Genomic DNA, 26,158 nt, shown 5'->3' on the forward strand with positions numbered 1-26,158 from the left:
CGCTGACCGTCAGAACAGGCTGCGCTGACGCGCCTCAGGCTCGGACCGCGACGCTTCCGGCAGCGGCTGCGCCCGCAGCCAGCGTTCGATAGCATCGACCACATGCTGCCGCTCGACGGCATCCAGCGCCCGGCCCGCCGGGATCTCATGCCATTTGGCCAGACATGAGCGGCAGCACGTCGCCGTCGCATGCTGTGCGATGAACACCGGATGCCCGCGCATCGGCGTCTGCTTTCCGTCGTTGGGCGGCAGCGGCGGCGCGAGACGCCTGCCGATCATGTCGTGCGCTTGCGCGAGCACCGTCTCCATGCCCTTCGCGCCCAGATACTTCCCTTCCCGCACGCCGAGCGCAAAGCGCCGCCGGAACGCCGACCGGGCGAGTGCCGCAAAAACGGCGTCGAGATCGCGCATGGCGGGGTCAGCTGCCGTAGAGCGTCGAGTCGGCGAAACCGTCGGCGGACAGCACGCGGCCGACGAGAATCATCGCCGTGCGTTCGACGCCCGCCGCGCGCACCTTTTCCGCGATGTCCGCGAGCGTGCCCTCGATGCGCGTTTCGTCGGGCCAGCTCGCGCGAAACACCACGGCCACCGGACAGTCCGTGCCATAGTGCGGCACCAGGTCGGCGACGATGCGCTCGATGTGACGCACGCCGAGATGAATCGCAAGCGTCGCGCGGTGCCGCGCCAGATCCGCGAGCGATTCGCCAGGCGGCATGGCCGTGCGGGTCGCGTAGCGCGTGAGGATGACCGTCTGGGAGATGCCGGGCAGCGTCAGTTCGCGACCGAGCGCCGCCGCCGATGCAGCCGTCGCCGTCACGCCGGGCACAATTTCATAGGGAATGCCGAGCGCGTCGAGCCGGCGCATCTGCTCGCCGATCGCGCCGTACAGCGAGGGATCGCCCGAATGCACGCGCGCCACGTCCTGGCCGGCGACGTGCGCGTCGTGCAACAGCGCGACGATGGTATCGAGATCGAGCTCCGCCGTATCGATGCACTTTTCCGCATGATGACCGGCGAGCACTTCCTTCGGCACCAGCGAGCCGGCATAGAGCAGTACCGGGCAGGTGCGGACCAGCCGCTGGCCTTTGACGGTGATGAGTTCGGGATCGCCGGGTCCGGCGCCGATGAAATAGACGGTCATGCTGTGAATGAGAGTTGAAGTCCGAGCGCATCGAGTGCATCGGCGACGGTGCCGAAACGGCGGTCGGCGGCGGGCAACTCGGGACGCGCGAGCATGATGACCGGCAGGCCGCGTTCGCGCGCGACCGTCAGCTTCGCCTCGGTCGCGCGTCCGCCGCTGTGTTTGCTGATGACGACATCGATGCGGGCTGCGTCGAACAGCGCGCGTTCGCCGTCGAGGGTGAACGGGCCGCGCGCATCGATGATCCGCGCGCGTGCATTGCCCGCGTGCGCTTCGAGACAGCGCACGGTCCAGTATTGCGAAGCGGGAATCTCGTCCAGATGCGCGAGCGGTTCGCGCCCGAGCGTGAACAGCGGCCGGCCGAATCCGGCGATGCCGGCGACGATGCCGTGCCAGTCGTGAACGAAACGCCAGTCGTCGCCGGACTGTGCAGGCCACGCGGGACGGCGCACGGCCCATAGCGGCACGCCTGTGCTGTCGCAGGCCGCGCGGGCGTGGCGGCTCATTTGCGCGGCATACGGATGCGTCGCATCGACGACGAGCGCAATGCCCGCGTCGCGCAGATAAGCGCCGAGTCCGTCGATGCCGCCAAAGCCGCCGACGCGCACCGTGCACGCGAGATCGTCCGGTACGCGTCCCAGGCCTGCCAGGCTATAGACGTGACCGGCGGGCAGTGCGCGCGCGAGCGCGAGCGCGTCGCCGGTGCCGCCGAGCAGGAGAATGCGCTTCATGCCGCACCGGCCTTGCGGGAAGACGAACGCAGGCCGCTCATGGCTTGCTCGCTTGCAGCAGCGTGATGGGCAGCGCCTGGCGCCAGGTATCGAAACTGCCGAGCGGCTCCGCCTGCGCAATGGCGATGCGCGTCAGTTCGCCGCCATGCCGCGCGCGCCATTCGACCAGCGCCATCTCGCTCTGCAAGGTCACGGCATTGGCGACGAGCCGTCCGCCCTGACGCAGGCGCGACCAGCACGCATCGAGCACGCCGGGCACGGTCAACCCGCCGCCGATGAACACGGCGTCCGGCGCGGGCAGGCTGTCGAGCGCGGCGGGCGCCTCGCCCTTCACGAGTTGCAGCGCGGGCACGCCGAGCGCGTCGCGGTTGTATTCGATGAGCCGCTGCCGGCTCTCGTTCGCTTCGATCGCAATCGCACGGCAGGCCCGGTGCGCGCGCATCCATTCGATGCCGATCGAGCCGCAGCCCGCGCCCACATCCCACAGCAGTTCGCCCGGCTGCGGCGCGAGATGGGCCAGCGTCACGGCACGCACCGCGCGCTTGGTGAGCTGGCCGTCGTGCCGATAGGCGTCGTCGGGCAGGCCCGGCGTCAGCGGCGGGCCGGCGTGGCCCGCGTGCGTACGGCAGTCGATCGCGATCAGATTGAGTGCGGCGACGCGCGGTTCGCGCCAGTCGTCGGCCCGTTCGTCGATACGGCGTTCGCTGGCGCCGCCCAGATGCTCGAACACGCTCATGCGGCTCGCGCCGAAACCATGCGCGGTGAGCAGCGTGGCGACTGCGGCGGGCGTGGCGCCGTCGGCGCTCAGGACGAGCAGGCGCGCGCCGCGATGCACGTCGGCGAGCAGCGACGCCGCCGGCCGGTTGACGAGCGACACGCACGCCACGTCCTGGAGCGCCCAGTGCAGGCGCGCCGCGGCCAGCGACAGAGACGACGGCGCGGGCAGCACGCGCATTTCCTCGCCGGCGACTTCACGCGCGAGCGTCGCGCCGACGCCGAAGCACATCGGATCGCCGCTCGCGAGCACGCAGATGCGGGTCTTGCCGTCCCCGCGTCCGGCGAGCACGGCGTCGATCGAAAAGGGCCGGGGCCACGGCACGCGGCGCGCGGCGATACGGGACGGCAGCAGCGCAAGATGGCGCTCGCCGCCATGGATGGCCTGCGCTTCGACGAGCGCGCGGCGGGCGGCGCGGGACAGGCCGTGCCAGCCGTCCTCGCCGATGCCAACGACGGTCAGCCAGGTCGACATGCGGCATCTCCTCGATTGGGATCCGGGCCTGTCAGGCAACCCGCTCAGCAAAGCGCCCGAGGGGCCGTCAGGGCCGGATGGTCGGTAAAAGCGGGCATGATACAGGTCCAACGGAGCCCGGGTTGCCCTTGCAGTGGACGGTACGGTTGTTATGTTTCTCGAGCTTCGTGAAGGCGCGTCAAATCTTGATGGCCCGAAGAATCGACTCTCATAGATTACATGGGTACGACCGGTTTCTCGTGGTCTGAATCAAATCGAAGCCGAAGTGGCGGCGCGCGACAGCGCTTGATTCAAGAACGCGCAACGGAAGGCGGCAAATCTGCGCAAGTGAACGCGAACGATCTGTTTGACGTGGTCCGCATACGGGTGACGATGCTCTCTTGGCTGCGGAGATCGAACAAGGCGGTGACGGTTCCGCCTCTCTGCCCCAGGTTCGTCAATAGGACATACTCGTATTTCATTCGAACAAAAGAAAGCGCGACGCGTTCTACGATGGTGCCGCCCGCGCCGACGGGTTCCACGACCGTGACCCTCACGTCATCCATGCTCCACCGCATGAATTCCTGTGGCGTTCCTCCGGCCATACGTGAAAACAGCGCGGCTTTAGGGATGGTCTGACCCACGGCGCAGTACTTGGCCAAATTCGGGCTGGCGCGATCCAGGCAGTGAACGAATTCCACGTCGCGAATGGTTGCCCTCGGTCCGCTTCCTGCATTGCTGTGTGATGCGCCGGACGCCTGATGCAATGATCACTTGAAAGAGATGACATCAATGGCCTTGGGCACGCTCTGCGATTCGCCCTCGATACCGTCAACAAGGATAAAAGTCTCCATGCGTTCCTTTTCTTGAACAGAATGAACTTGTAATGCGCATCAAACAATTTCAGCTGTGAGAGACAAAGCCGATCGACGACGACAAGCCAAGTCCGTCAATCAAACCCTCACTGATACCCTTCATGACAATCATGGCCCTGGCGTTTCTTGCCGCCATACCGATCAAGGCCGGACTGGCAGCGCACGCAAGCATCAGTGCCTCCGGAATGCCCATGTGCATGATTATGCAAGCCTTTGCAATCAGCATGCCGCCACCCATTTCGGCGATGAACGTGCCGCCGCCAAAACGGCTGCGGACAGTTCGTCGCCTTGGAAGGAGTAGTTCATAAAGACGATGCCGTCGCCCCAGAAATCCGTGGTGGAGCCCGAACCGGTCAATCCACGCCCTTTAGGCAAGGGCAATTCAGGAAGCTGAAACTGCTTCGGAATTCTCAGGCCAAGAAGATTGATTCCAAACGTGGAAAAGTTGAACTGGTGGGATACCTTCGCGGGATCGACCAGCACGAGTATGCCGCGTGCAGCAGATAAAGGACCCAACGCGCCAGCCACACTGGCACCGGTGTTATATCGCCAACGACTCTTTCTATAACTGATCATTCCTCGATCCGAAGTTGAGCAAGGACCTCCCCATTAGTCCCGATATGACCACCACCACGCCAAACAGGAGCGGCATGAAATCGAACAGGTTTAATGTCTGGTTGACCTTCGGTTGCATACCGGGCGCGCTGCGCAAATAACGCACCTCAAGGCGGTCACCCACCTCCACCGGTAGGTACTGCTTCCGGGGAAAGTGACCGTTACGCCCTTGTCTGTCGTGAAAGACACTTCCGGGTGATAAGCACCGTGATTCAACTTGACGACTTCGCCCACTGTCACTGTGGATTCGAGATAGAAATCAATATCCATCCAGGTGAATTGACCAAACATCGCGATCAGGCAAACGCCCAGAAAAACCGTGACCCAATCGATTCGGGCCGTGCTCCGTTTCATGACCTCTGGCTCGTTTTCACGTGCGCGGGATTTCCTACGTTCCTATCTCTTGCCCGGTTCAACTTGACTGCGCCACAGCCTGATTCGACAACGCTGAAATCGCGGAGTCGTGTTCCGCCTTGCATCGCGCAGAAGGACTGCTGGTCAGGCAAATGCATCATGCGTCACGTCTCCGTGTCATCAAACCATTCATCAAAAATATCGCGATAACGAAAGTATGTGTGTCGCTTTGTGTAACGACATCAAATGCCCGCATGAAGAAAATGTCCGCACACATACAAGCGGGATAAATGCTTGCCCAACAGCATTGACTCGGTTCTTCATAGACCAAGGGATCGCGTTGATGACCAGCGTCCCGATAACGTTCATGCGTGCCATGCCGAGCACCGGCTTGAGTCGCGATGTTCGATGTTAGAATTCGGACCTGCCTTGCCTGACAAGGCTTTGCGGCATATTTTGGAGACGCCGGCAGGGCCTGGCGCTTGTACGCAGCGAGTCCGCGCACTCGCGCCCCTGATTCACTGCAAACAGCGCGGCGCGAATGACGCCTCCAAGCCAGGCGAGTTGCCAACCGAACGTTTTCGCGCGACACCCACCGGCCGATGCAACCCGGTCAGCGCCACACACGCGAAGCCTCACGGGCCATGCCTTTGATCTCACTCGACCATCCAGTGCCTGCGACCGCATCCCGCACCTCCGCGTGTCCGGGGCTGATGCGCGTCGTGCCCGCGCGCGATGGCGGTCTCGCACGTTTGCGCCTGACGGGCGGCTCGCTGAGCGCCGACGCTGCGCGTGCCGTGGCGCGGGCCGCGCGCGAGTGCGGTTCCGGTGTGATCGAAGTGACGAATCGCGCGAACCTGCAACTGCGCGGCATTCGCGCCGACGCCCACGCGCGGCTCGTCGACATTGCTTCCGCTGCGGGCCTGGCGCCCGCGACCGAGAGCGCCGACGACATCCGCAATGTGATGCTGAGCCCGCTCGCCACCGACGCCACCCGCACGCTGGCCGCCGATCTCATCGCTGCCATGCAGGCCGATGCCGCGCTGCATGCGCTGTCGCCGAAATTCGCATTGCAACTGGATGGCGGCGAGCAACTCGCGATGCTCGATCATCCGCATGACCTGTGGCTCGCCGCGCTCGATGACGGCGCGCGGTTCGCCTTCGGCCTCGCCGGCACGATCCCGCTGCATGCGCACGACACGCCCGCACTCGGCGTGATTTCCCGTGACGATGTCGTTACTTTCGTGACCGGCGTGCTGCGCCGCTTCCTTGCGCTTGCACGGCCCGACGAGCATCGCATGCGCGATCTGCTGGCGCGCGCCAGCACGCATGCCCTCGCGTTCCCGGCGCCGGAAGCAGCGCTTCGTTCCTGGCGGCGCGCTCCCTCCGATGCCACTTTGCGGCTCGGCGCGCACGCCGACAACACCATGGCCTACGCCGGCGCACAGGCTCCGCTCGGACGCCTCGACGCCGCCACGCTCGACGCCCTCGCTGCCATCGCGACGACCTATGCCGCGGGCCGCCTTGCGATGACGCCCTGGCAGAGCGTGCTGATCCCGGATCTTGCGCCGCACGCCGCGCACGATGTCCTGCATGAACTGCGGGGACTCGGTCTCGCGACGGAGCCGCGCGATCCGTTCGCGCGCCTGATCGCGTGCGCTGGTTCCGCCGGCTGCGCCAAAAGCCGCGCAGACACAAAATCCGATGCACAACGCCTCGCCCCGCTTCTGCCCGCGCACGCACTGGCGCAGGTGCATCTGAGCGGCTGCGAGCGTTCGTGCGCGGCGGCGCATCCGGTCGCGACCACTCTGCTGGCACGGGCACCGGGCCGTTACGACCTTTACCGCGGCGAGCAGCTCGCCGCCTGCAACCTGACACTCGAAGAGGCAGCCGAACGGCTCGCCCGGAGCACGACCGATGCTTGACTACATCCGCGACGGCGCGGAGATCTATCGCCAGTCGTTCGCGACGATCCGCGCCGAAGCCGACCTCGCCGCCGTCCCCGCCGATCTCGAAAAAGTCGCGGTGCGGCTGATTCATGCCTGCGGCATGGTCGATATCGTGAGCGACCTGCGTTTCTCGCCCGGCGCGGGGCTTGCTGGTCGCCGCGCGCTCGCGGCCGGCGCGCCGGTGCTGTGCGACGCGCGCATGGTCGCCGAAGGCATCACGCGCGCGCGGCTGCCGGCGGCCAATCGCGTGATCTGCACGCTCGCCGATGCCTCGGTTCCCGAACGCGCCCGCGCGCTGGGCAACACGCGTTCGGCTGCGGCGCTCGAACTCTGGCGGCCGGATCTCGAAGGCGCGATCGTCGCGATCGGCAATGCGCCCACGGCCCTGTTCCATCTGCTCGACATGCTCGATGCCGGCGCACCCCGGCCCGCGCTGATCCTGGGCTTTCCGGTGGGATTCATCGGCGCGGCGGAATCGAAGGCGATGCTCGCCGCCGACAGCCGCGGCATCCCGTACGTCGCGCTGCTCGGCCGGCGCGGCGGCAGCGCGATGGCCGCCGCCGCCGTGAACGCGCTGGCCTCGGAGGTCGAATGATGAGCGGACGTCTCTATGGCCTGGGCGTCGGTCCGGGCGATCCGGAACTGCTCACCCTGAAGGCGCTGCGCCTGCTGAAGGCCGCGCCGGTGGTCGCGTATTTTGTGGCGAAGGGCAAGAAGGGCAATGCGTTCGGCATCATCGAGGCGCATCTCGACGATGCGCAAACCCGCCTGCCGCTCGTCTATCCGGTCACGACCGAAGCGCTCGAACCGCCGCTTTGCTACGAAACCATCATCAGCGCGTTCTATGACGACGCGGCCCTCGAAATCTCGGGACATCTCGAATCCGGACACGATGTCGCGGTGATCTGTGAAGGCGATCCCTTCTTCTACGGCTCGTACATGTATCTGCACGACCGCCTCGCGACGCGATTCGACGCGGAAGTCGTGCCGGGCGTGTGTTCGATGCTGGGCGGCGTCGCGGTGCTCGGCGTGCCGCTGGTGTATCGCAACCAGAGCTTGTCGGTGCTGTCCGGCGTGTTGCCGGAAGCGGACCTGAAGCGCCGTCTCGAAGCCGCCGACGCCGCCGTCATCATGAAGCTCGGCCGCAACTTCGAGAAAGTGCGCCGCGTGCTGGCCGAACTCGGCCTCGACGACCGCGCGCTCTACGTCGAACGCGCGACGATGGCGAATCAGCGCATCGTCGCCCTCGATGAAGTCGACCCGATGGCGTCGCCGTACTTCTCGCTGCTCGTCGTGCCGGGGAAAAAATGGCAGGCATGACGGGCAGGAACGCGCCGGCGATCGTCGTATTGGGCAGCGCCGCGCTCGACACCGCGCGACGCATCCAGGCGCACGTTCCGGGCGCGCGCATCCATGGGCTGGCGAGCCGCGTGGACGCTCATTCCGCCGACATCGCCTATGACGATTTCGGCGCGCACCTGCGTTCGCTGTATGTGTCAGGTACGCCGGTCATCGCGCTGTGCGCCGCGGGCATCGTGATCCGCGCGCTGGCAACGTGTCTCGCGGACAAGGGCGCGGAACCGCCGGTGCTGGCCGTCGCCCAGGACGGCAGCGCGGTCGTGCCGCTGCTCGGCGGCATGAACGGGGTGAACGTGCTGGCGCGCGAGATCGCGGCTTCGTTGCACATCGCGCCCGCCATCACGACGAGCGGCGAGCTGCGCTTCGGCCAATGTCTGCTCGCACCACCCGAGGGTTACGCGCTGGCGGACATCGAGCAAGGCAAGCGCTTCGTGTCCGGACTGCTGGCGGGCGAGACGACGCGCATCGAAGGCCACGCGCCCTGGCTCGACGACGCGCCGCTGCCGCGCGCCGCCGACGCTCGCCTCGCCGTGCATATCACGCCGTATGGCGCGGGCACAGCCACGGCCGCGCTTACGCCGGACGATCTCGTGATTCATCCGCGCTGCGTGCTGGCGTGGCTCGACGATGCGGGCATCGAAGGCGATATCGCGGAACGGGTGCGCGTCGCAATGCGCGAGCGCGGTCTCGCGCCGCTTGCGCTCGCGGCGCTTGTTGCACCCGTGCGGCAAGGTTCACTCGAAGCGCTCACGGAGGCCGCGCATGCGCTCGGCGTGCCGCTGCGCCTGTGCGATGCGCGGCCCTTCGACGCAGCCAGCTCGAACGGCGTCGCGCTGCATGTCGCGGATACGCCGGTCGATGCGCTTGCCATCGGCCGTGCGCGCGGCACGCTGACCGTGCTGGGCCTCGGCCCCGGCAGCGCGGATTTGCTGACGCCCGCCGCGCGCCGTGCGCTCGATGAAGCGCAGGACGTGCTCGGCTATGAGACCTACGTGCGCATGGCCGGACCGTTCCGCGACGACCAGTGCGTCCACATGACCGACAACCGCGAGGAATTGCAGCGCGCGCGGCGTGCTTTCGATCTGGCGAGCGAGGGACGGCGCGTCGTCGTGGTGTCGTCGGGCGATCCGGGCGTGTTCGCCATGGCGGCGGCAGTGCTCGAAGCACTCGACACAGGCCGCGCCGATCACGCCGACTGGCACGCCGTGAAGCTTGCGATCGTGCCGGGCGTGTCGGCATCGCTGGCGACGTCGGCGCGGGCGGGCGCGCCGCTCGGTCACGACTTCTGCGTGCTCTCGCTGTCCGACAACCTGAAGCCGTGGAGCGTGATCGAGAAACGCATCGCACATGCCGGCGAAGCCGATCTGGTGATGGCGTTCTACAACCCGCTATCGAAGGCGCGGCCCTGGCAGTTTGATCGCGCGATGGAGATCGTCAGGCAGCATCGGCGGGCGGAGACGCCGGTCGTCTTGGGACGGGACATCGGCCGTCCGGGGGAACGCCTGAGCATCGTGACACTGGGCGCGCTGACGAGCGATCTCGTCGACATGCGGACGATGGTGATCGTCGGATCATCGACGACGCGAACGGTGGGGGACTGGGTTTATACGCCGCGGTGGTATGAGTGAGGGTTAGCGGGAAGGTGAATGGATGCGGCGGTTCGGGTCGATCACCATGGCCTGCACCAGATGGTCCAGGTCCTTGCTGTGATACAGGTCGAGGCATTTGAGAAAGTCGAAGCGAATGTTGAGGCCGTTCGTTTCGGCTTCGGCAAGCGGATTTCGATAGTCCCGTTCAAGGTAAGCCTTCACAAGTGACGTGATGGCCTGGGGCGTCCGGTCCAGATCGTAGTAGGTCCAGTCACGCAGCGCACTCACGCTGCTTCCGGAATCGATTCGTGCGTCCGCGCTGCTGTCGTAGGCCGTTGCGACGCAAGTAGCCAGCACCATGTCTCTGTAATTATCGGCGTAGGTGCGCGTGGACCCTTCTGGCGAGTCGGCGGCAGCGATGACTGATGGGCTAATGAGCACCATCCACATTGAAATAAGTGGAAAGATGGCGTTCCGAAGCCTCAACGCAAGCTCCAAAAATGGGCGCGATTAGTTCGGAAAGTCGCCTCCGGTTCGTTGAAATAACACCGGTCATAGCAAATGATTCCGTTGTACAACGTCGCATGCCCTTGAGCATCGCCCAACCCAGAAACCTCGAAAAGGATGACACCTCTTTTGTTTGCCAGCGCGCCACCGCCTGAAGGCGGAAACTCAACCACCTCTGCTTCACCCCAGCAATGCTGAAGGAAGTCGATCAGATCTCGCACCCGAAAAAAGTACTGTCGCTTGTCTCCGCCGGTCACTGCTTTGCCACGGATCGTCGGAATTGGGATGCCGCAGTGATTGAGGATGTAACTCATCCGAACAGCACACGTATTTTTCCACCTCGAGGCCGCATTCGGTAAGTCGATGTTTCGAGCCACCACGCCACCGATAGTGCTCGCGACCTTCGCTTCAGGATTGGACGGGTCATAGACCTTCATCGCGGCAGACCACGCCGTTGCAAACATCGGACGATGCATGGGGAATCCTCATCAAAGTTCCGAGTGATTCTGGATCCTAGCCTTGAAATCCACGCATAACAATGGAGAGCAAACTATCTATCATCAATTTCAGAAAAATCACAGTCGAACGCGGTTAGTCCACGCAATGCACGCGATTCACCGCCTCATATATCTGCCCCTTCCTCCTCTAACTCCCCCGCCGTCAAATACTCCGCCTCCCACTCCCGCGCGAACGCCCTGCACCGTCCGACGCGCACGGCATGCTCATCAAAATCCACGACCACAATCCGGTCCGCATCCCGTGGTCGCTGTGGCTGCTCATTCGTCCGCCCGTCCGTCAGCAGCCACAGCGAGCGACGCTGCGAAGGCCTGCGCCGTGCCGCACGCGTCAGCAGCGCCGCCGCACGCGCAAGCCCAAGCGTGAGCGGCGTACCCCCGCCTCCGCCGATCGGCGCCACCCAGCGCTCGTTGAACACATGCGCCGCGCCCGGCTGACGGCGCACTTCCGCGCGCCCGCCGCCAAAACACACCAGCGCAATCTCCGCACGCTCGCGATACGCGCGATCGAACAGCGCGACCAGCATGCCCTTCGCGCGCGCGAGCCGTTCGCCCGCGAGCATCGATGCCGAGCAATCCAGCACGAAACAATGCAACGCCGCGGCCTCGCCTTGCTTGCGCCGATGCCGCAGATGCCCCGGCTGAAGACGCGCCGCGCGCCGGGCACGCAAAGTCGCCGGCCAGTCGATGGACACGCTTGCATCGCCCTCGCGCGACACGTGACGACCAGGTGAACGCGCCGCTTTCCATCGAAGACGATGCTCTCCGGCATCCGCGTCCCGCCTTCGATGGTTCAGGCTTTTTTTGTGGTGAGCGGCCTCACGTGCTTGATCTTCGTGATGCCGGCAGGCTCGGGCGGCAGATGGCCCCAGTCGGCATCGCCGGAATCCGCTTGCGAAGGCGCGGACTCGCGGTCCGGCGGCGGCAAGGAAGAAGACGACGAAGACGCATCCCCCTCATGCCGGCGATGCCGCAACACCGCATCCGCCACCTGCTCGACATGCGTGACCGTGACATCAGCGGCCCCCTCCAGCGCCGCCAGTGCACGCGCCGCGCGCAGCATCACGAGATCGGCGCGCAGACCGTCCACATTCGCCGCGATGCACAGTTCACTCACACGCGCGTGAACGGCATCGTCGAACGTGAAGTAAGCAAGCGCCGCGCGCGCCGCATGGATGCGTTCATGCAACGCAGCCTGCGCCGCTTCATGCCGCGCGCGAAAGGCGGCCGGGTCGGCATCGAATGCAAGCCGCGCCTTCACGATCTGCTGGCGCACGGCCGCGTCGAAACAATTGCTCATTTCCACCGCAAGCCCGAACCGGTCGAGCAGTTGCGGCCGCAATTCGCCCTCTTCCGGATTCATCGTGCCGATCAGCACGAAACGCGCGTCATGCCGGTGCGAAATGCCATCGCGCTCGACGATGTTCACCCCGCTCGCCGCGACATCCAGCAGTTGATCGACGAGCGGATTCGGCAGCAGGTTCACTTCGTCGACATACAGGACGCCGAGATGCGCCTTCGCAAGCAAGCCCGGCGCAAAGCTCACGCCGCCGTCGCGCAACGCGCTCTGTATATCCAGCGTGCCGATCAGCTGCTCCTCGCTCGCGCCGAGCGGCAGGCTCACGAGCCGCCCTTCCGGCAACAGTTCGGCAAGCGCGCGCGCGGCCGTGGACTTCGCCGTGCCGCGCGGCCCGCTGACCAGCACGCCGCCGATAGACGGGTCCACCGCCGCCAGCAACAGCGCCTGCTGCAAGTCGTCCTGACCGACTAGCGCGGCGAACGGAAACACCGAAGAAGAAAGAGATGAGTTCAAGACTGTCTGCCCTCGATGCGTTGCTCGACATCGAGCAGATGCCGCTCGACCTGGTCGCGATAATCAGCGGGGTTCTGCCACAGGCCGCGCTCCATGGCTTCGAGCAGCCGCTCGCAGATCGATTGCAGCGCGTGCGGATTGTGCCGCGAGATGAAGTCGCGCGTGGCGGGATCGTTCACATAGGCATCGGTGACGAGCGCGTATTGATGATCCGACACCACGCGCGCGGTTGCGTCATAGCCGAACAGGTAATCGACCGTCGCGGCCATTTCCGACGCACCCTTGTAGCCGTGCCGCTTCACGCCGTCGATCCATTTCGGATTCACGACCCGCGCACGCACCACGCGCGCAATTTCCTCGTGCAGCGTGCGCACGCGCGGCGCGGCGGGATTGCTGTGATCGGCGTTATAGGCCTGCGGCTGCACGCCGGACAGATAGCGCACGGCCGCGATCATGCCGCCCTGGAACTGGTGATAGTCGTTCGAATCGAGCAGGTCGTGCTCGCGATTGTCCTGGTTCTGCAACACGACATCGAGGGTCGAGAGCCGCGTGCCGAAACTCGCGCGCGCCTCCACGCCATCGCCGGACTGCGCATACGCATAGCCGCCCGTGGTTTGATAGGCGGCGGACAGATCGGCGTCCGTCTGCCATTGCTTCGCGTCGATCAGTTCCTGAAGCCCCGCGCCATAGGCGCCCGGCTTCGTGCTGAACACGCGCCAGCCCGCTTGCCGCCGCGCCGCTTCGGCATCCATGCCGCGCGCCATCAGTTCGTCGCGTTCGCGCAGGATGCGGGCGCGGATCGGATTGACGTCGGCGGGTTCGTCGTCGAGGGCGGCCACGGCCTGCACAGCGGCATCGAAGAGATGCATCAGGTTCGCGAAGGCATCGCGGAAAAAGCCCGACACCCGCAGCGTCACGTCGATGCGCGGCCGGTTGAAGATCGAGATCGGCAGGATCTCGAAGTCCGTCACGCGATGGCTGCCCGCCGCCCACTTCGGCCGCACGCCGATTAGCGCAAATGCCTGCGCGATGTCGTCGCCGCCGGTGCGCATCGTCGCCGTGCCCCACACGGACAAGCCGATGGCGCGCGGAAAATCGCCGTGATCCTGGACATGCCGCTCGACCAGCGCGTTCGCCGACTTGAGTCCGAGCGACCAGGCGGCTTGCGTCGGCAACGCGCGGCTATCGACCGAATAGAAGTTGCGGCCCGTCGGCAAGACATCGGGCCGGCCGCGCGAAGGCGATCCGCTCGGACCCGGCGGCACGAAGCGCCCTTCGAGCCCACGTTTCAGTTGCAGCAGTTCCTGCGGTCCGCACGCATCGAGACGCGGCAGCACCTCACGGCGCAAGCGCCCGAGCACGAGCGACGCGTGCGCGCCGGGCGCTTCCCGTGCGTCGTCCGACAATAGTTGCATCGCTAACCATTCGAGGCGTTCGCGCGTATCGCCATGATGACGCCATGGCGCATCGCTCACCGCCGCGAGCGTCAGCGGACGCGGACCGGTCCATCGCGCGGCCCAGTCCGAGTCGAGCGGGTCGAAGTGATCGCCGAGTTGCAAATCGCGCGCAAGCGCGGTGATGAGACTGGCGTTCGCGCCCTGTCCGTCGCCGACGGGAAAACGCCCGAGCGCCAGCAGCGTGTCGCTTCGCTGCGTGCCCTCCGGCGACACGCCGAACACATGCAGTCCGTCGCGGATCTGCGCTTCCTTCAGCTCGCAGAGATAGGCATCGGCGCGCGTGAGCAACACGTCTTCTCCCGCGATGTCGCGCGGGGCGTCGAGCCCGAGTTCCTCGTGCAGCCGGTTCTCGACGATGGTCCTGAGAATCGACTGGCGCAACAGCTTCGCGCGGCGCACGTCCACCATCAGCGCTTCGTAGTATTCGTCGACCTGACGTTCGAGGTCCTGCAAGGGCCCGTAGTTTTCCGCGCGCGTGAGCGGCGGCATCAGGTGATCGATGATGACGGCCTGCGCACGGCGCTTGGCCTGACTGCCCTCGCCCGGATCGTTGACGATGAACGGATAGAGATGCGGCATCGGGCCGAGAATCGCATCGGGCCAGCACGATGACGACAGCGCCACGCTCTTGCCCGGCAGCCATTCGAGATTGCCGTGCTTGCCGACATGCACGATCGCATCCGCCTGGAAACGCACGCGCAGCCAGAAGTAGAACGCCAGATACGCATGCGGCGGGACGAGTTCGGCGTCGTGATAGCTCGCGTAGTCATTGCGTTCGCGCGAACGCGCAGGCTGGATGCCGACGATTATCTCGCCGCAGCGATACCCCGCGATCATGAAGCGACCGCGCCGCACGGTGGGATCGTCTTCAGGCGCGCCCCAGACGGCTTCGAGCGCGGCGCGCGCGTCAGCGGGCAGGGTGCGGTACGCGTCGAGGTAATCCGCCATCGACAGGCTTTGCAACGCGGGCCGCAAGTCGCGCACGAGTGGGTCGTTGGTCACGCCTTCCGTCAGCATGCCGATCAGCGCGTCGCCATCGGCCGGAATCTGGCCGACGCGATAGCCTTCGCGCCCGAGCATCGACAGAATGCCGATGGCCGATGCCGGCGTATCGAGCCCGACGCCATTGCCGATGCGTCCCTCGCTGGCCGGATAGTTGGCCAGCACGAGCGCGACGCGCTTCTGCGCATTCTGCGCCTGACGCAGCCTGCACCAGCGCCGGCTCAGTTCGGCGACGAAGCGCACGCGCTCGTCGTCGGCCTGATAGCGCACCACGTCGACCTGCGTCTGCTTGCAGTGATACGCAAGCCCCTTGAAGCTCACGGCGCGCGTGATGATGCGGCCATCCACTTCGGGCAGCGCCACGTGCATCGCGACGTCGCGCGAGTTCAGGCCATGATTGGACTGCTGCCAGTCCTCGCGATTGCCGCCGCTCAGGATCACCTGCAGCACGGGTGCATCGCCCGCGACTTCGAACGCCTCGCTCTCGCCGATCACGCCCGCCGCGAATGCCGTGGTATTCAGCACGAGCGCCGCGCGCTGCTCCGCGCACACGCGCTCGACCACTTCGCGGCTCACGCAGTCCTTCAGCGATGCAATGGCGATCGGCAACGGGTTCAGCCCTTCCCGTTCGAGCGCGTCGACGAGGGAATCGAATACGGCCGTGTTGCCCGATTGCAGATGCGCGCGATAGAACAGGATGGCGACGACCGGCGCGTCCTTCGTCCAGCGCGCCTGCCAGTCCGCGACCGTGGCGATCTCGCGTTCGGGATGATAGATCGCCACCGCGGGCAGTGCGGCGGGCGGCGGCGGCTCAGTGCCGTAATCCAGCGCACGCCGCGCGATGGCGCGCAAGAACGCTTCTGCATTGCGCGCGCCGCCTTCGCGCAGATAGCGCGAGAGCTGGCGGCAGAACGCGGGATCGACAGTGCTCCTGGCGATCAGGTTTGGGTCTTCGGTCAGATCGCCCGAGAACATCGCGAGCATCTGGCGCTGCTTGTTCGCCAGCGTCACCAGGCGCTCGATGCCATACGGCCAGTACGATTCGCCGCCGAGATGATCGACGACCACGACCTGTGCATGGCTCAGGACATCGTCGACGTAGAAATCGACGGAAGCCGGCTGGCGCAGGAACGACTGATTGGCGAGCCGCACTTCGGGGAAACCGGGCTCCAGACGTGGCACCACGCTTGCCAGCAGGGCGAGCGTGGTGTCGGCGGAACTGAGAATGACGATCGGCGCGCGGGTCTGCTCGATGCGCATGACGCCCTGCGCGTCGTCGACGAAACCGCCCGGGGTCGTGCGCAGCAGATGCATGGCGGCCTACGCCTGCGCTGGCGCGCTCGCAAGCGCGGCTTCGAAGGCCCGCTGCAAGGCGTCCGCGCTCAGGTCCTCGCCGATCAGCACGAAGCGGCTCTGCTGCCGGTCTTCGTGCACTTCCCAGCGACGGTCGAAGTAGCTGTCGAAGCGCTGCCCGACGCCCTGCACCACGAGCCGCATGGCCGCGCCCGGCAACGCCGCGAAACCCTTCACGCGATAGATCGTGTGCTGGCCGACCAGCGTCTGCAATGCGGCGATGGCCTGCTCGCGCGATTCGACCGGCGCGTGCACGACGACCGAATCGAACTCGTCGTGATGGTGATCGGCGTGACCTGCTTCGTCGGGCGAGCCATGATGATCGTGGCGCAGGTGAATGGTCTCTTCCGATGCCGCTTCGAGACCGAGCAACGCATGAATGTCGAGCTTGCCCATGTGCGCGGGCACGATCTTCACTTCGGCGGGAATCTCGGGGCGCACGAGCGCTTCGACCTTGTGCAGGGCCTCGGCGTCCATCAGGTCGGTCTTGTTCACGATGACGAGGTCCGCCGACGACAACTGGTCTTCGAACAATTCATGCAGCGGCGATTCGTGATCGAGATTCGGATCGGCCTTGCGCTGTGCATCGACGGCGACCGGGTTCGCCGCGAACTGGCCGCTCGCGGCGGCGGGTCCGTCGACCATGGTGACGACCGCATCGACGGTGAAGGCGTTGCGGATGGACGGCCAGTTGAACGCCTGCACGAGCGGCTTGGGCAGCGCGAGACCCGAAGTCTCGATCAGCACGTGATCGATGCTGTCGCGCCGTTCGAGCAACTGTTCCATCACGGGATAGAACTCCTCCTGCACGGTGCAGCAGAGACAGCCGTTGGCGAGTTCGTAGAGATTGCGGTCGGCGGATGCTCCTTCGTCGTCGCAGCCGATGCCGCAACCCTTGAGGATCTCGCCGTCGATGCCGAGTTCGCCGAACTCGTTGACGATGACTGCAATGCGCTTGCCCTGCGCGTTGGACAGGATATGCCGCATCAGCGTGGTCTTGCCGCTGCCGAGGAAGCCGGTCACGACGGTAACGGGAATCTTGCGGGTCTGCATCGTGGCTCCGGGAGTGGTGTTGCGTTTGGGATGCGCGAGGCGGGATGAAGGGCTGCATCGACTGAACGATGACGCGCGTTTTGTGTTCGGGTCTGGCGAGGCTGGGGCGCAGATTGCTGCGCTGTTGCCGGAGCCGGACTGGAATGCCGCAAAGCCTTGTCAGGCAAGCCGGACACAAATTTTAGCACGGGGGTTTTCGTTGTTTCACGTTCGAAGTGCGTGGCTCGGCGGCCCTGCTCATTCGCTATATCACTCGCCGGTCATCGTTACGTTCTTATCGACTGCGCGGGAGCATCGGATTTATCTCAGGACCTTGATCCAGTCACACAAAAGCACACATTTAAGGACGTTGGTGCGCTAAGTTCACCGGTCACATCATTTTTTGAGGCTTGCGCCCGCAAAGGATGGATCGAGATGCCCGTCACATGTACTTTCATCCTGAACAATCGCTCCACATCCACGCTAGTTTGCTCGGGATATGGAACCGTCAAAGCGTTTTCAGGCAACGAGCGAGGTCTTAACAATCCGGCCGAGGTTGCGTCAAAAGGCATCGGACCCATCCGCCTGGAACGTATTACCTCGTTGACCGTCAATCAGGCGGCCGGTTGGGTCAACTCCGTGATGTTCTCTCGCCGCAGCTCGGGTCAACGGATCGAAGTAATGGTTCATGCTCTGGAATCCACGGTCGGGCGATGAGACCAACATCAAAGGCGTAAAACGCAGCAACTTCCGATTGCACGCTGTGGGAGCCGATGAAAGAAGCGAGGGGAGTATCACGCTCGTCAATCCCGCCGAGTTCGAGCTGTTGCAACGTTTCATTCGTAGATCGCCGCCCTCAATGTCCGTTCCTGGTTCCACCCTCAAGTCGTATGGGATGGTGACGGTTCGATGATCCGAAAAGCAGTCCGCAAGCTTTGCCTCGTCGCTTCGGCGCTCCTCGCCTCGCTCCTCGCCGCCCTCGCCATGACTCGCTTCGCGAACCTTCGGGCCGGCGCCATACCTGACTGGATGGCCGACGGCGTGCGCGCCACGTTCGAAGCCATGAGCGACCGGCCAGTCGGAATCGAAAGCATCATCGACGGAAGCCTGCTGTTCAAGCTCGCGTTCTTCTGGCTCATGGCCGCGCTCGTGATGACAGGCAGTCTTCTGGCTGCTCGCCGCTTGCTGCACAAGCCATCGCTGGGCCTTGCCTGTAGTGCTGGCGCGTTTCCCATTGCGTGGCTTCTTGCGCATTGCGTGCACCTGGCATCGACCACGTTTAATGGCGTTCGGAAAGATTCTCAAATCCTGTACGTGTCAGGCTTGTTGCTTGCATGCTGGGTTGGCATGGTGATGGTTCTGCTTGCCGTTCTCGCCTTGAGGAGCCGGCGTTCTGCACAGAACAATCAAAAGAAGGACGACTAGTTCCCCTTTGGCGCGGTCGAAAGCCCGAACAAAAGCGTCCGGCTGAGCCACGTTAAAATCCCCGCTCACCCCTCAACAACCCACCCGCCTCGCGATGAACCCCGCCATTGATCGCGCCCCGCCGCTCCCTTCGAAGCTCGCCGTAGGCATCGGCTGCAGGCGAGGCACGAGCGCGGATGCAATCGAACGCGCGGTGCAAGCCGCACTCGGCCCGCATGCATTCGGCGATATCGCCGTTATCGCCACCATCGACACCAAGCGTGCCGAAGCCGGTCTGCTTGCCTTCTGCACACGCCACCATCTGCCGTTGCGCTTCTTCAGCGGCGCGGAGATCGCGCAGGCGCCGCACTCGGCGCGCTCGCACCACGCGCGCAAACATCTGAACGTGGATGGCGTCTGCGAGCCCTGTGCGCTGCTGGCGGGCAACTCGGCCACGCTCATCGTGCCGAAGACGATCGATTCCGGCGTAACCGTCGCGATCGCAGCGGCGCGCGGAGCATTCGGAAGCGGCGCTTGATGACAGAATCGACCCCGGCCGCCATGGCTCCCTTGCGCACCAACGGCTTGGCGACCACGGGCTTCAGTTTGTCGTAACAAAGCCAGATCAGTATGGTCAGTGCAACGAGTTCCAGATAAAGGTAAAACGCATCCATCGTCTTGCTCCAGTAACAGTCACCGCTGATCCTTCATGGAAGGATCGACATCGCTTTCCCGCGGCGGCCGCAACGACCAGATCCAGCCGAGCAGCACGCCGTAGAACACGAGCGAAGCCACACCGACGACGATCATGACAAGCAGGCTGTCCATGGATCTCTCCCTGAATGGTTCACGGATGCAGCAAGCGAAGGGCGATGAGCCATGTTTCGTGATCCCTCGTGAGGCCGTTTCGTTGTTGCGCAACGAATGATGACCACCATGAATTAGCCCGGTATGAGCACTTCACCGGCGCCATGTCTCGCTCGCCAGCGCAGGGTTTGCTCGCGCCAGCCTCATTCGGCGCTAATGCCGTCCCCGTAGCGTGGCTTCTCCCGCTTACTGGAAGGAGGTTCTTATGAGGTCGATGAAGGCGCACGTGATGGTCGCAGGCGTCCTGGGCACGGCGTCAGCGGGGTTCGACGGGATAGCCGCAGCAGCGCCGGAATACAGCTTTGACATGCGGCGGCATGCGCAACTCGGCCTGCCGGGCAGGCCGGGCGGGCCGGGCGGGCCGGCAGCAGGCGCAATTCCGCAGCCCGAGTTTGCAGCGAGGGCTGCGCAGACGCAGGACACAATTGCGGAGATTCAACGCATCCAGACTACGATTCGGCTCGCACAGGAGGCGGTGGTGTGTATCGATTCGATCTTGTCCGCAGGCCCGCATGACTGCTGGGCACGTACTTACCAGATCATTGCAGAGCTCGACCTCAGCCACGGTGTGAGCATCGATGCTCATACGCCGCCGGATCGGGTCGAATCGGCTCGGTTGAAAGCGGCGCTCGAAGGCTACATCTCCGAGCTGGCGGCGGCTGTGCAGCGGTTCATGCTGGAGGCAAATCGGGGCGGCTCCACGCCACCGGTAGTCGTTAAACCGCCGGTCATGCCCAGGCTGCCCTGAACTCCATCGCTCAAAGCCGAACGTCTTGCCTGCGCCATGGACAAGCTTGCAAGCCCTCTTCAACCTGACCGGCGCGGTGTAAACTGTGCCGCTCTGCGTCCCGCGCTTCGCGATGGCTTCCATGTTATCCGCGAAGTCGGTGCTTATAAGGCTCAAACAAGCACCGAGACAAGCACGACGTTCTGCAACGTTCGTGTGACTTCGCGGCGCATTCCGACTACATCAACCCTCAGGCCTCTGTCCGGCTTGGGTTTCCGCGCTGAGCCCACGAGCAGCGGACCGATCGGGAACGTCACTCATCCCATGCAGAAAAATACCGAAGCGCATCTGCGCATGACCCAGCGGCGCAAGGAAGGCCACGAGAAAAAGCAGGCCGCTGCGGATCACGAGAAAGGCCTGCTGATCGTGAACACCGGCAACGGCAAGGGCAAGACCACCGCTGCGTTCGGCATGGCGGTACGCGTGCTCGGACATGGCATGAAACTCGGCGTCGTGCAGTTCATCAAGGGCGCGCTGCATACGTCGGAGCGCGATTTCCTCGGCGCCATCGCCAACTGCGATTTCGTCACGATGGGCGACGGCTACACCTGGAACACGCAGGACCGCGAGGCCGACATCGCCACCGCGCGGCGCGGCTGGAACGAGGCGCGCCGGATGATCGAGAGCGGTGACTACCAGATGGTGGTGCTCGACGAACTGAACACCGTGCTGAAGTACGAGTACCTGCCGCTCGACGAAGTGCTCGACGTGCTGAAGGCGCGTCCCGCGTTGCTGCATGTCGTCGTGACGGGACGCCATGCACCGGATGCCCTCGTTGAACTGGCCGATCTCGTCACCGAGATGCGGATCGTCAAGCATCCGTATCGTGAGCAGGGCGTGAAGGCGCAACGCGGCGTGGAGTTCTGAACGCGATGCCGCTCTGTCCCGCCCTCTTCATCAGCGCGAGTGCATCGCATCAGGGCAAGACCACGGTCACTGCCGCGCTGGCGCGCCACCACGCGCGTCGCGGACTGAAGGTGCGCGTCTTCAAGACCGGCCCGGACTTTCTCGATCCGATGATCCTCGAACGCGCGTGCGGCGCGCCCGTGTATTCATTGCATCTGTCGATGGTGGGCCTCGACGCATGCCGCGCGCTGCTCGCCCAGGCGGCGCGCGAGGCCGATCTGATCCTGATCGAAGGCGTGATGGGCCTGTTCGACGGCACGCCGAGCAGCGCCGACCTCGCCGCCGCATTCAAGATGCCGGTGCTCGCGGTGATCGGCGCACACGGCATGGCGCAGACCTTCGGCGCCATCGCATTCGGACTCGCGCGCTATCGCGAGGATGTGCCGTTCCACGGCGTGCTCGCCAATCGCGTGGCGTCGCCGCGCCATGCGCAGATGTTGTCCGAGACCATTCCCGCAGGGCTGCTTTACTGCGGGCATCTGTCCAATGCCGACGATATCGCGCTGCCCGAACGGCACCTCGGTCTGACGCAGCCCGCTGAAGTCGCGGACCTCGATGCACGCCTCGACCGCGCCGCCGACGCCATCGCACAGACCTCGCTGTGCGACCTGCCGCCGCCCGTGCAGTTCGACGACGCGACCCTGCCCGAGCCGCCGCGCCTTCTCGAAGGCGTGCGGATCGCCGTCGCGCACGACGCCGCGTTCTCGTTCATCTATCCGGCGAATCTGGATCTGCTGACCGCGATGGGCGCGCGCATCGAGCGCTTCTCTCCGCTCGCCGACGAACCCGTGCCCGCCGCTGCCGATGCGCTCTACCTTCCCGGCGGCTATCCGGAACTGCACGCGGCCACGCTGGCCGGCAACCGGCGCACGCGTGCATCGATCGAAGCGCATGTCGAACAAGCGAAGCCGGTCGTCGCGGAATGCGGCGGCATGCTGTATCTCGTCGAGTCGCTCACGGTCCTCGACGGCGCGCAGCACGCAATGCTCGGCATCCTGCCCGGCGCGGCCTTCATGCAGCGCAAGCTGTCGCGCCTCGCGATGCAGCGCATCGACACCGCGCACGGCGCGATGACGGGCCACACGTTCCACTACTCGACGCTCGACACCCCGCTGCAACCCGTGCTCAAGGCCGCACACGCGACCACGGGCGCCGAGGGTGAAGCCCTCTATCGGCATGGACCGGTGACGGCCACCTACATGCACGCTTACTGGCCGTCGAACCCGGCCGCAACTGCCGCGCTGTTTCGCGGCGCCTCGCTCTCATGACGCAAGACACTCAAGCACCGCTGGACCTGGCCTTCACCATCGAGCGCGCCATGACGCAGGAACCGGTCGGCTCGCCCTGTACGAACGTCTGCAAGCTCGACGCCGATACCGGCCTGTGCCTCGGCTGTTTCAGAAGCCGCCAGGAGATCAAGACCTTCCGTTCGCTCGATGATGACGCGAAGCGCGCGCTCTTCGATGAACTGCTGGCCCGCCGCGCGGCACAACGTCGTTAAGCAAAAAAGCCCGCGCTCCTCACGGAACGCGGGCTTCGTCATGTCAGTACAGGCGATTTGACGATTCAGGCCGCAGCCATTCTCCGCACTGGCGGCCGTTCGAGTTCACGCGCGGCCAGCGCACCGAACAAAAGCCCGAGCGTCGTCCAGATCAGCGCTTGAATACCGATGGCGGTCACGCGGAAGTTCCACAGCAAGGACGCCGAGAAGCCTTCGGGCACTTCATCGACGTGCGGCAGCGCGACCTGCGCAATCACGATCACGACCACGTAAGCGAGCGCGGCGACGAGCGTCGCGTTCCATGCGCCTTGCCGTGCCGTCAGACGCCGCTGCCAGCGTACGGCCCACACCATGGCCGCAATCGAAATCGCCACCATGGTGAAGAACAGCGCGGTGCGCGGTCCGATCGTCGCGGCATTGCCCACGGCAGGCGGATTGGGCGGGTACTTGAGGAACGGCACGATGGCCACGCTCACGAAGCCGAACAAGGCCAGCAGCGCCGACGTGCCCCGCGCGTGCAACGCGCCGAGCCGGCCATACGCAAACGCGAAGACGAGCGAGAAGATCCCGCCCAGCGCGGTGCCGAACACGACGACGCCCGTCAACAAACCGAGGCCCGCCTGGGTGCCGCGTGAGACGAGTTCCTCATCGCCGTGATCGTGGCTCTGGTCCGCGTTCGCGGAGGCATTGGCGGCTGCATGACCGTGCTCGTGCTCGTGTGCAGGCGCGGCCTCCGCATGCTCATGCTGCTCTTCGAAGGCGATGGCCTGCGCCACCGAAGGTTCGCCGAAGCCACGCGCGAAGCCGAAGCCGATGAGGCCCGCGACCAGTCCCGCGAGCATGCCGCGTATCAGCAGGGTGCGAATCATGCTGCGCCCTCAGTGGCAGGGAAAGCCGAGCAGATGCCGGCCGTCGTGAACGAATTCGTGGATGTACATGCCCGAGAAGATCGACGTCGCGCCTTGTTCGGCGCCGACGAAATAAATCGCGATCAGCAGGATCAGGCCGATGAACACGGCCCAGGGCAGGACTTCGCGCACCGGCAGCGGCACGGGTGCGTCGAAGGAAGAGGAAACCGGTGCGGCAAAGCCCGGCGCGTTGGAAGCATTCATGGTGTTTCTCCAGGGATAGGCGCGTCCCGATTGACGAAGAGCATGCAGCGGGGTCTGACTCGCGGCGCGTCTCATGGCGCTGACGGACCGCTTACAGTGGCGCGACCGTGCCGGGTTTGCACCGGCTTCCTCGCACTGCAGGCTTGCCATTCTATGACGATTGCCCGCAAAGTAAAACGATAACCTCAGAACCGCCGATTGCCTTGGAACTCGTTCTCCTCTGCCACCCCGCCACGCGCGCGATGAAAACCGGCCGCTTTCCTGTCGGCGACGAACCCGCCGATGACACCCCGCACGCGCCCTTGCCCGCCGATGACACCGCGCGCGTGATCTCCAGCCCAGCCCGCGCGGCGCGCGAGATGGCGGCGTGCATCGCGCCTGATGTCGACATCGATGCCGCCTTCGACGACATCGACTACGGCAGTTGGCGCGGACGTTCCATCCGCGAACTCGCCGATGGCGAAGCCGCGCAACTCAGCGCATGGCTAACCGATCCGCGGGCGCGTCCGCACGGTGGCGAAAGCATCGGGATGCTGGCTGTGCGCGTGGTCGAAGGTCTCGACCGGATCGAACGCGAGATGCGCGGCGAGCGCTGCATCGTGGTGACGCATGGCATCGTCGTAAAGGTGGCCGTCGCGCATGCGCAGCGCAAGCCGCTGACCTCCGTCTATGCGATGAACTTCGCGCCGTGCTCCATCACCGTCCTGACCCGCAGTCGAAGCGCACAGGACTGGACGGTGAGCCTGCCCCCGCCGGCCTGAACTTCAGCGCGTGCAGGACGCTCCAAGCATGCAGCGCAGCGATTGCGCGAGCCCGCTATCAAACCGCTCAGGAGATACACATGGCGCATTACGTGGATGGATTCGTCGTACCCGTGCCGTCCGACAAGATCGAAGCCTACCGGGCCATGGCCGAAGCGGCCGGCAAGATCTGGATGGAGCACGGCGCGCTGCAGTTCGTGGAAGCTGTCGCTGATGACGTGAAGCCCGGCAAGCTCACCTCCTTCCCGCAGAGCGTGCAGATGAAGGAAGGCGAGACCGTGGTGTTCTCGTATATCGTCTATGCGTCGCGCGAGGAACGCGACCGCGTCAATGCGAAGGTGATGGAAGACCCGCGCCTCAAGGCCATGATGGAAACCGGCGAGCCGCCCTTCGATGCGCAACGGATGTTTTTCGGCGGGTTCAAAGCCATCGTCGAACTTGGACGCGACTAATATTTTTTGTTGTCTGACCGCGCTTGCCGCAAAGGAACTGCATCGACATGTATATCGCCATGAACCGCTTCAAGATCGTGCCCGGCGCCGAAGCCGATTTCGAACGCCTCTGGACCAGCCGCGACACCCATCTCAAGGACGTGCCGGGCTTCGTGGAGTTTCATCTGCTGAAGGGACCCACGAAGGACGACCATGTGCTCTATTCGAGCCACACAATCTGGGCAAACCGAGAGTCCTTCGACGACTGGACGCGTTCCGACGCGTTCCGCGCCGCGCACCGCAATGCGGGCGGGGAAACGCGCCAGCTTTACCTCGGACATCCGGAGTTCGAAGGCTTCGAAGTGATCCAGACGGTCAAGTGAGGTCCGGCGAACGACCGGTCCATTCAGCCGTCCGTTCGCGCCCGGAGCACGCGCGTTTTACACACGTATGAAAAAACGCGCTTCGCCGACAGGCGCTTGTCAGAACTTCCTGTCAGGCCTTCGCGCCGCGCGCCATACGCTGGAGTGTCGACGAATCGATGGCCGCGGCGCAGATGCGCACCGCCTCCTTCAGCGTGCGCGGGCGGCCCGCGCCGAACTGCGATTCGAGCATGGCCACGGCGCGCAGACGCTCGTCGTTGCCGAGCTTTTCGCCGGTCGCCAGTTCCAGTACCGAGATGAAGTAGGCCGCGGGCGGTGCGGCATTGGGCGTGGGGCGCGGCGGGCGGCTTGCGCTTGCCGCGCCGCCGCTTTCATGGCCGTCCTCGTGGGCGGGGATCCAGGGGTGCCACTTGCTGTCGTATCGACTCTTCATGAGTGTGTTCGCTGGCTGAATTGCAGGGACACGCCGTTGCGCGCCTCGTCATC

At 64.9% G+C, this 26,158-nt stretch carries 31 protein-coding genes and 1 riboswitch; of the genes, 14 read left to right on the forward strand and 17 right to left on the reverse strand.

Translation table 11 applies throughout. From position 1 onward, the window contains the following. Window positions 1–9: 9 nt before the first annotated feature. The 7 genes from QCE62_RS31120 to QCE62_RS31150 all read right to left on the reverse strand — a co-directional run bounded on the left by QCE62_RS31120 (window position 10) and on the right by QCE62_RS31150 (window position 4,551). Window positions 10–411, reverse strand: a complete 402-nt coding sequence (locus QCE62_RS31120) for a DUF4186 domain-containing protein (RefSeq protein ID WP_309926502.1) — start codon at window positions 409–411, stop codon at window positions 10–12. Between the two features lie 7 nt (window positions 412–418). Beyond that, the gene (gene cobM / locus QCE62_RS31125) at window positions 419–1,141 is read right to left on the reverse strand and encodes a precorrin-4 C(11)-methyltransferase (RefSeq protein ID WP_309926504.1); all 723 of its coding nucleotides are present in this window, start codon (window positions 1,139–1,141) and stop codon (window positions 419–421) included. Then, window positions 1,138–1,872 (reverse strand): cobalt-precorrin-6A reductase, encoded by a 735-nt coding sequence (locus QCE62_RS31130; protein WP_309926506.1) that lies wholly within the window; start codon window positions 1,870–1,872, stop codon window positions 1,138–1,140. Before QCE62_RS31130 ends, cobM begins: the two co-directional genes overlap by 4 nt. A 37-nt stretch (window positions 1,873–1,909) precedes the next feature. Continuing rightward, window positions 1,910–3,121: a precorrin-6y C5,15-methyltransferase (decarboxylating) subunit CbiE gene (gene cbiE, locus QCE62_RS31135; protein WP_309926508.1), complete on the reverse strand. Its 1,212-nt coding sequence runs from the start codon at window positions 3,119–3,121 to the stop codon at window positions 1,910–1,912. 290 nt (window positions 3,122–3,411) lie between these two features. Then, window positions 3,412–3,867, reverse strand: a complete 456-nt coding sequence (locus QCE62_RS31140) for a type VI secretion system tube protein Hcp (protein WP_309926510.1) — start codon at window positions 3,865–3,867, stop codon at window positions 3,412–3,414. 136 nt (window positions 3,868–4,003) lie between these two features. After that, entirely contained in the window at window positions 4,004–4,201 is a 198-nt protein-coding gene (locus QCE62_RS31145; RefSeq protein ID WP_309926511.1) for a hypothetical protein, read from the reverse strand. Next, the gene (locus QCE62_RS31150; protein ID WP_309926514.1) at window positions 4,195–4,551 is read right to left on the reverse strand and encodes a hypothetical protein; all 357 of its coding nucleotides are present in this window, start codon (window positions 4,549–4,551) and stop codon (window positions 4,195–4,197) included. Before QCE62_RS31150 ends, QCE62_RS31145 begins: the two co-directional genes overlap by 7 nt. A gap of 1,064 nt (window positions 4,552–5,615) precedes the next feature. Here QCE62_RS31150 and cobG point away from each other — a divergent pair. Genes cobG through cobJ form a run of 4 tightly spaced genes read left to right on the forward strand, consistent with a single transcriptional unit; the run spans window position 5,616 to window position 9,880 of the window. Next, window positions 5,616–6,869: a precorrin-3B synthase gene (cobG, locus tag QCE62_RS31155; protein ID WP_309926516.1), complete on the forward strand. Its 1,254-nt coding sequence runs from the start codon at window positions 5,616–5,618 to the stop codon at window positions 6,867–6,869. Next, window positions 6,862–7,488 carry a precorrin-8X methylmutase gene (locus QCE62_RS31160; RefSeq protein ID WP_309926518.1) on the forward strand — a complete coding sequence of 209 codons (627 nt, stop codon included), beginning with the start codon at window positions 6,862–6,864 and terminating at the stop codon, window positions 7,486–7,488. The genes cobG and QCE62_RS31160 overlap by 8 nt, the downstream gene beginning before the upstream one ends. After that, window positions 7,485–8,213: a precorrin-2 C(20)-methyltransferase gene (locus tag QCE62_RS31165; RefSeq protein WP_309926520.1), complete on the forward strand. Its 729-nt coding sequence runs from the start codon at window positions 7,485–7,487 to the stop codon at window positions 8,211–8,213. The genes QCE62_RS31160 and QCE62_RS31165 overlap by 4 nt, the downstream gene beginning before the upstream one ends. After that, window positions 8,201–9,880, forward strand: a complete 1,680-nt coding sequence (cobJ, locus tag QCE62_RS31170; protein ID WP_309926523.1) for a precorrin-3B C(17)-methyltransferase — start codon at window positions 8,201–8,203, stop codon at window positions 9,878–9,880. The genes QCE62_RS31165 and cobJ overlap by 13 nt, the downstream gene beginning before the upstream one ends. Before the next feature lie 3 nt (window positions 9,881–9,883). Here cobJ and QCE62_RS31175 read toward each other — a convergent pair whose 3' ends face one another. The 6 genes from QCE62_RS31175 to cobW all read right to left on the reverse strand — a co-directional run bounded on the left by QCE62_RS31175 (window position 9,884) and on the right by cobW (window position 17,541). Beyond that, a complete protein-coding gene (locus QCE62_RS31175; protein WP_309926525.1) occupies window positions 9,884–10,291 on the reverse strand; it encodes a type VI secretion system amidase immunity protein Tai4 in 408 nt (135 codons plus the stop codon). Between the two features lie 32 nt (window positions 10,292–10,323). Further along, window positions 10,324–10,824: a type VI secretion system amidase effector protein Tae4 gene (locus tag QCE62_RS31180; RefSeq protein ID WP_309926528.1), complete on the reverse strand. Its 501-nt coding sequence runs from the start codon at window positions 10,822–10,824 to the stop codon at window positions 10,324–10,326. A 146-nt stretch (window positions 10,825–10,970) separates the two neighbouring features. Then, window positions 10,971–11,552 (reverse strand): VWA domain-containing protein, encoded by a 582-nt coding sequence (locus tag QCE62_RS31185; protein WP_309927527.1) that lies wholly within the window; start codon window positions 11,550–11,552, stop codon window positions 10,971–10,973. A gap of 104 nt (window positions 11,553–11,656) precedes the next feature. Continuing rightward, the gene (locus QCE62_RS31190) at window positions 11,657–12,676 is read right to left on the reverse strand and encodes an ATP-binding protein (RefSeq protein ID WP_309926530.1); all 1,020 of its coding nucleotides are present in this window, start codon (window positions 12,674–12,676) and stop codon (window positions 11,657–11,659) included. Next, window positions 12,673–16,449, reverse strand: coding sequence for a cobaltochelatase subunit CobN (cobN, locus tag QCE62_RS31195; protein ID WP_309926532.1), 3,777 nt, complete (start codon window positions 16,447–16,449; stop codon window positions 12,673–12,675). The genes QCE62_RS31190 and cobN overlap by 4 nt, the downstream gene beginning before the upstream one ends. 6 nt (window positions 16,450–16,455) lie before the next feature. Continuing rightward, window positions 16,456–17,541, reverse strand: coding sequence for a cobalamin biosynthesis protein CobW (gene cobW / locus QCE62_RS31200; protein ID WP_309926534.1), 1,086 nt, complete (start codon window positions 17,539–17,541; stop codon window positions 16,456–16,458). 667 nt (window positions 17,542–18,208) lie between these two features. Here cobW and QCE62_RS31205 point away from each other — a divergent pair. The 3 genes from QCE62_RS31205 to QCE62_RS31215 all read left to right on the forward strand — a co-directional run bounded on the left by QCE62_RS31205 (window position 18,209) and on the right by QCE62_RS31215 (window position 19,462). Next, on the forward strand, window positions 18,209–18,433 hold the full coding sequence (locus QCE62_RS31205) for a tlde1 domain-containing protein (protein WP_309926535.1): 225 nt from the start codon (window positions 18,209–18,211) through the stop codon (window positions 18,431–18,433). After that, the gene (locus QCE62_RS31210) at window positions 18,430–18,945 is read left to right on the forward strand and encodes a hypothetical protein (protein WP_309926537.1); all 516 of its coding nucleotides are present in this window, start codon (window positions 18,430–18,432) and stop codon (window positions 18,943–18,945) included. The genes QCE62_RS31205 and QCE62_RS31210 overlap by 4 nt, the downstream gene beginning before the upstream one ends. Window positions 18,946–19,039: 94 nt before the next feature. Continuing rightward, window positions 19,040–19,462, forward strand: coding sequence for a cobalamin biosynthesis protein (locus QCE62_RS31215; protein WP_309926539.1), 423 nt, complete (start codon window positions 19,040–19,042; stop codon window positions 19,460–19,462). A gap of 155 nt (window positions 19,463–19,617) precedes the next feature. Here the strand turns inward: QCE62_RS31215 and QCE62_RS31220 are convergent, their stop codons facing one another. Then, window positions 19,618–19,752, reverse strand: coding sequence for a hypothetical protein (locus QCE62_RS31220; protein WP_309926541.1), 135 nt, complete (start codon window positions 19,750–19,752; stop codon window positions 19,618–19,620). Between the two features lie 244 nt (window positions 19,753–19,996). Between QCE62_RS31220 and QCE62_RS31225 the strand changes: the two genes are divergently transcribed. The 4 genes from QCE62_RS31225 to QCE62_RS31240 all read left to right on the forward strand — a co-directional run bounded on the left by QCE62_RS31225 (window position 19,997) and on the right by QCE62_RS31240 (window position 22,985). After that, complete coding sequence (locus QCE62_RS31225) at window positions 19,997–20,539, forward strand: hypothetical protein (protein WP_309926542.1); 543 nt, start codon at window positions 19,997–19,999, stop codon at window positions 20,537–20,539. A gap of 303 nt (window positions 20,540–20,842) precedes the next feature. Continuing rightward, window positions 20,843–21,445, forward strand: a complete 603-nt coding sequence (cobO, locus tag QCE62_RS31230; RefSeq protein WP_309926543.1) for a cob(I)yrinic acid a,c-diamide adenosyltransferase — start codon at window positions 20,843–20,845, stop codon at window positions 21,443–21,445. A 5-nt stretch (window positions 21,446–21,450) separates the two neighbouring features. Further along, window positions 21,451–22,752 (forward strand): cobyrinate a,c-diamide synthase, encoded by a 1,302-nt coding sequence (locus tag QCE62_RS31235; RefSeq protein ID WP_309926545.1) that lies wholly within the window; start codon window positions 21,451–21,453, stop codon window positions 22,750–22,752. Next, window positions 22,749–22,985: a DUF1289 domain-containing protein gene (locus QCE62_RS31240; RefSeq protein WP_309926548.1), complete on the forward strand. Its 237-nt coding sequence runs from the start codon at window positions 22,749–22,751 to the stop codon at window positions 22,983–22,985. Before QCE62_RS31235 ends, QCE62_RS31240 begins: the two co-directional genes overlap by 4 nt. A 65-nt stretch (window positions 22,986–23,050) precedes the next feature. Here QCE62_RS31240 and QCE62_RS31245 read toward each other — a convergent pair whose 3' ends face one another. Both QCE62_RS31245 and QCE62_RS31250 read right to left on the reverse strand, forming a co-directional pair. Beyond that, complete coding sequence (locus tag QCE62_RS31245) at window positions 23,051–23,854, reverse strand: CbtA family protein (protein WP_309926550.1); 804 nt, start codon at window positions 23,852–23,854, stop codon at window positions 23,051–23,053. A gap of 9 nt (window positions 23,855–23,863) precedes the next feature. Continuing rightward, window positions 23,864–24,097 carry a CbtB-domain containing protein gene (locus QCE62_RS31250; RefSeq protein ID WP_309926552.1) on the reverse strand — a complete coding sequence of 78 codons (234 nt, stop codon included), beginning with the start codon at window positions 24,095–24,097 and terminating at the stop codon, window positions 23,864–23,866. Window positions 24,098–24,125: 28 nt separating this feature from the next. Then, a riboswitch (cobalamin riboswitch) is annotated at window positions 24,126–24,252 on the reverse strand. A gap of 48 nt (window positions 24,253–24,300) precedes the next feature. On the opposite strand from QCE62_RS31250, the gene QCE62_RS31255 reads away from it, so the two are divergent. The 3 genes from QCE62_RS31255 to QCE62_RS31265 all read left to right on the forward strand — a co-directional run bounded on the left by QCE62_RS31255 (window position 24,301) and on the right by QCE62_RS31265 (window position 25,672). Next, window positions 24,301–24,858, forward strand: coding sequence for a histidine phosphatase family protein (locus QCE62_RS31255; protein WP_309926555.1), 558 nt, complete (start codon window positions 24,301–24,303; stop codon window positions 24,856–24,858). Window positions 24,859–24,938: 80 nt separating this feature from the next. Next, window positions 24,939–25,310 carry a DUF1428 domain-containing protein gene (locus QCE62_RS31260; protein WP_309926556.1) on the forward strand — a complete coding sequence of 124 codons (372 nt, stop codon included), beginning with the start codon at window positions 24,939–24,941 and terminating at the stop codon, window positions 25,308–25,310. A 47-nt stretch (window positions 25,311–25,357) separates the two neighbouring features. Next, window positions 25,358–25,672 (forward strand): antibiotic biosynthesis monooxygenase, encoded by a 315-nt coding sequence (locus QCE62_RS31265; RefSeq protein WP_309926559.1) that lies wholly within the window; start codon window positions 25,358–25,360, stop codon window positions 25,670–25,672. 112 nt (window positions 25,673–25,784) lie between these two features. Here QCE62_RS31265 and QCE62_RS31270 read toward each other — a convergent pair whose 3' ends face one another. Next, entirely contained in the window at window positions 25,785–26,105 is a 321-nt protein-coding gene (locus QCE62_RS31270; protein WP_309926561.1) for a hypothetical protein, read from the reverse strand. Window positions 26,106–26,158: the final 53 nt, after the last annotated feature.

It is taken from the genome of Caballeronia sp. LZ033, from assembly GCF_031451265.1.
In the GTDB taxonomy this organism is placed as follows: domain Bacteria; phylum Pseudomonadota; class Gammaproteobacteria; order Burkholderiales; family Burkholderiaceae; genus Caballeronia.